This is a genomic window from Longimicrobiaceae bacterium, assembly GCA_035936415.1.
GTDB lineage: Bacteria > Gemmatimonadota > Gemmatimonadetes > Longimicrobiales > Longimicrobiaceae > JAFAYN01.
The window spans coordinates 1-4,132 of the sequence record DASYWD010000131.1; the positions used below are offsets into that span (position 1 = coordinate 1).

General features: G+C 73.8%; 4 protein-coding genes. All 4 read right to left on the reverse strand.

What is annotated here, in order from left to right:
- Nucleotides 1–877 (reverse strand): glycosyltransferase (locus VGR37_04875; protein ID HEV2146728.1); only part of this gene is annotated, 877 nt, incomplete at its 3' end.
- A 19-nt stretch (nt 878–896) separates the two neighbouring features.
- Nucleotides 897–2,228, reverse strand: coding sequence for an ABC transporter ATP-binding protein (locus VGR37_04880; GenBank protein HEV2146729.1), 1,332 nt, complete (start codon nt 2,226–2,228; stop codon nt 897–899).
- Nucleotides 2,229–2,234: 6 nt separating this feature from the next.
- Nucleotides 2,235–3,086 (reverse strand): ABC transporter permease, encoded by an 852-nt coding sequence (locus VGR37_04885; protein ID HEV2146730.1) that lies wholly within the window; start codon nt 3,084–3,086, stop codon nt 2,235–2,237.
- Nucleotides 3,083–4,132, reverse strand: a 1,050-nt coding sequence (locus VGR37_04890; GenBank protein ID HEV2146731.1) for a glycosyltransferase family 4 protein, incomplete at its 5' end; no start/stop codon positions are given. The genes VGR37_04885 and VGR37_04890, both read right to left, overlap by 4 nt.

Here is a 4,132-nt window from a genome sequence, read left to right on the forward strand (position 1 = left end):
GGCCGCGGCGGGTGGCGGTCAGCCCACCCGCGATGCGCGGATGCCGGTGCAGCCACAGGGCGGAGCGCACCGCGCGGAGGAGCTCGCCGTCCGCGGGGTGCCGGCCGGCGAGGTACTCCGCCGCCCAGGAAAGGTATGCTCCCCGCGCCGCGCGAAGCTCTCCCTCGCGCTCGGAGGTGGAGCAGGAGGACTCCGGGTGGATGCGGTAGCGGTCCCAGCAGCGGTCCGCCACGTACACCGGCGTGACGGAGAAGACCTTGGTGTAGAACGCCTGGTCCGTGAACACGCGCCGGAACCCCTCCTCGAAGCCCCCCACCCGCTCCACCACCTCGCGCCGCAGCACGATGCTGCAGGTGCAGGGGACCGCGGCCCGTCCCCGGATGCAGCGGACCAGCAGCTCCGGCGGGGCGAGCGTCGTGCCGACGGGCACGCCCAGGTCCGGTAGCCAGTCGCGCGCCCCGTCCTCCGGCGCTCCCGTCCAGCCGTACCAGAACAGAGTACTGCCGTACAGCGCCCCCACCTCCGGGTGGGCATCCAGGAGCCGGACCTGCTCCGCGAGCTTCTCCGGGAGCCACACGTCGTCCGCGTCCAGGAACGCCACGAGGTCCCCCCGCGCCTCGCGGAGGGCCAGGTTGCGGGCGGCGCTGGCGCCCCGGTTCTCGCGCCCCGGGTGCGACAGGCAGCGGACCCGGTCGGGGTCGCGTGCGGCGTACCCGCGCGCGATCTCCCCGCTCCCGTCGGTGGAGCCGTCGTCCACCAGCAGCAGCTCCCAGTGGGGATAGCTCTGCGCCAGGACGCTCTCCACCGCCTCGCCGATGAACCGCTCCGCGTTCAGGAAGGGCATCACCACCGAGACCCGCACCGCCGCGCCGCTCATCCGGCCCGCTCCGGACCGCTCACGCCCGGCCCACGGAGGACGAGCCCGCCACCGGGACCGCGGGCTCGTGGCGTCCGCCGGCCTCCGGCGCGTACTCCAGGGTCACCTCGAAGCGGCACGCGACCAGCCCGTCCCTTTCCATGTACACGCGGTCCACCCCCTCCGTGTGCATGGGCACCACCTCGAGCTGGAACGCCCCGGGCACCCCGTCGTACCCGGGGCCGAAGGAGTCGCCGGTCCACAGCCCCACCGAGTACACGCCGGGGTTCAGGGGGAGGTCCTCGATGTGCACCACCACCGTGTTCCGGCCGCGGCGCAGCCGGAGCACCCGCCCCCTGGCGAAGACGTCCGCGTTGATCAGCAGGGTGCCGCCCAGGGTCCGGAGGCTCACCGCCAGGGAGCCGACCTCCCGGTCGTCGTCCGAATCCACCACCACCTCGAAGCGCAGCGGTCCCCCCGGAAAGGCGGGGCCGGACCCGTGAGGCCCCGGGCTGCCGTAGCGGATGGCGCGGAAGCGCACCTCCCCGGAGCCGGACCGCTCGACGGTGTCCAGCTCGATCCAGCTCCCCGCCGCGTGCTCGCCCCCGGCGCGCGCCAGGTACCGGGCCACCACCTCGCGGCTCTCGCCCACGGCGGCCACCCGCCCGCGCTCCAGCAGGACGCAGCGCGAGCAGAGGCGCTGGACGGCATCCATGTTGTGGCTCACGAAGAGCACGGTGCGCCCCTGGCGGGCCACGTCCTCCATTCGCCCCAGGCACTTGCGCTGAAAGGTGGCGTCGCCTACGGCCAGGACCTCGTCCACCACCAGGATCTCCGGCTCAAGGTGTGCGGCCACGGCGAAGGCCAGGCGCAGGTACATCCCGCTGGAATAGTGCTTGACGGGCGTGTCGATGAACCGCTCCACCCCCGCGAACGCGACGATCTCGTCGAACTTCTGGTCGATCTCCGCCCGCTTCATCCCCAGGATCGCGCCGTTGAGGTAGGTGTTCTCGCGGCCCGTCAGCTCCGCGTGGAAGCCGGTTCCGACCTCCAGCAGCGATCCCACCCGCCCGTGGATCCAGGCATCCCCCTCCGTGGGCTCCGTGATGCGCGACAGCACCTTCAGGAGGGTGCTCTTCCCCGCGCCGTTCCCGCCGATGATCCCCACCGCCTCGCCTCGCTCCACCTCGAACGAGACGTCCCGCAGCGCCCAGAAGGTGTCGTCCGCCGGGGGGCGGCCGCGGCCCGCCAGCAGCCCGCCCGCCGCGCGGAGGCGCTCAACCAGCGCCTCCCGCAGCATGGTGGCCCGCCGGGCGTGAGGGATGCGGTAGCGCTTCCCGAGACCTTCCACGCGGATCGCGATGTCGCTCATTCGTCCCTAGACCAGGTCCGCGAAGGTCCGCTCCATCCGGCGGAAGTAGAGGGCGCCGCCCGCGAGGAGCGCCAGCGCCGCGAGCGACGACACCACGATGGCGCCCCCGGGCGCCGTGTCCGTGCCCAGGAGCGCCCAGCGGAAGCCCTCCACCACGCCCACCATGGGGTTGATCCCGTAGACGGTGCGCCAGGGCTCTTCCAGGAGGCTGCTCGGATAGGCGATGGGGGTCGCGAAGAGCCAGAACTGCACCAGGAAGGGGACCACGTAGGCGACGTCCCGGTAGCGCACGTTCAGCGCGGAGAGCCAGAGTCCCACGCCCAGGCTGGTGGTCAGCGCCAGCGCCAGCAGGGGGACGATCCAGAGCGACTCCACCCCGGGGAACATCCCGAAGTAGAGCATCATCCCCAGCAGCACCGCGAAGGCGAGCGCGAAGTCCACCAGCCCCGAGAGCACCGCCGCCAGCGGGATGGCCATGCGCGGGAAGTACACCTTCTTGAGGAGGTTCTGGCTCCCCACCAGGCTGGTGCTGGAGAGGCTCAGCCCGCCGGCGAAGAAGGTCCAGGGGACCAGCGCCGCGAACGCGAACACCGGGTACGGCACCCCGTCCGAGGGCATCTTGGCCAGCCGCCCGAAGAAGAGGCTGAACACCACCATGGTGGCGAACGGCTGGAGGATCGCCCATGTGGCCCCCAGTGCGGTCTGCTTGTACCGCACCTTCACGTCGCGCCACACCAGGAAGTACAGCAGCTCCCGGTACCTCCACAGCTCGCGGAGGTCCGGCACGGCCCACCCGCGCGAGGCGCGGATCCAGGTGACGCCCGGGTCGAGGGCGGCGGCGGTACGGTCGGTCTTCATCTCGCTGCTTCCACCCGTGTCTCCATCGCTCCCCACCCGTCGAGGAGCGACCGGTACAGCGCCTCGTAGGCGGCGGCGGTGCGGTCGGGCCCCAGGCTGCGCAGCGCCCACTCGCGCGCCGCCCGCCCCATCCGCGCGCGCCGCTCCGGCTCCTCCAGCAGCCGGGCGACCGCCTCCACGAAGGCGTCCGCGCCGGAGGCCACCAGGGCGTGTGTCCCGTCCTCCACCTCCATCCCCTCGAAGGCGAGCGGCGTCCCCACCACCGCCTTGCCGGCCGCCAGGGCCTCCGCGACCTTCACCCGCATCCCGCCGCCGCGGCGGATGGGGGCCACCACGACCGCCGCCCGGTCCAGGTGCGGCGCCAGGTCCGGAACCCAGCCGGTGACCTCGATCCCCGCTCCCGCCAACTTCCGCAGCGCGCCGGGAGGCCCCTCGCCCACAAGATACAGCCGGAGCCCCGGGAAGCGCCCCCGCAGCCGCGGAAAGATGTCGCAGACCAGGTGCAGGGCGGCGTCCAGGTTGGGCGGGTGCACGAAGCTCCCCACGAAGAGGAGCGCCGGGCGGGGCCCGCCCACCGGGTCCGCCGCCGCCTCGGGGAGCGAGACCGCGAGCGGGATGCGGACGACGGGGGTCCCCGTCCCGAGCCGTTCCAGCTCCGCCCGGTCGCGCCCGGTGAAGGCGACCGCGGCGTCCGCGCGGCGGAGGACGCCCGCCTCGAACATCTCCCACCGCCGCGCGTCGGTGCGCCAGAAGGCGCGCTCCCACCCGCGGGCCGCCAGCACCCGCTCCCGGGCGACGGGGACGGCGGGCTCGTGGACGGTCACCACGCGCCGCGCCCGCACCCCGTCCAGCGCGCCCAGGTACTGCCCCATGGCGCTGAACTCCGCCTGCACCACCTCCGGGCGCCACTCGTCCGTGATCCGGCGGAGCGACCGCGCGAACGGCGCGTTCCAGCGGGCGGCCACCCAGAGCGGCTTGCCGGCCGCGATCCCGCGGAGCGCCGCGAAGGCCCGCGGCCAGGGGCGCAGCGACGAGGCGGCGATCCC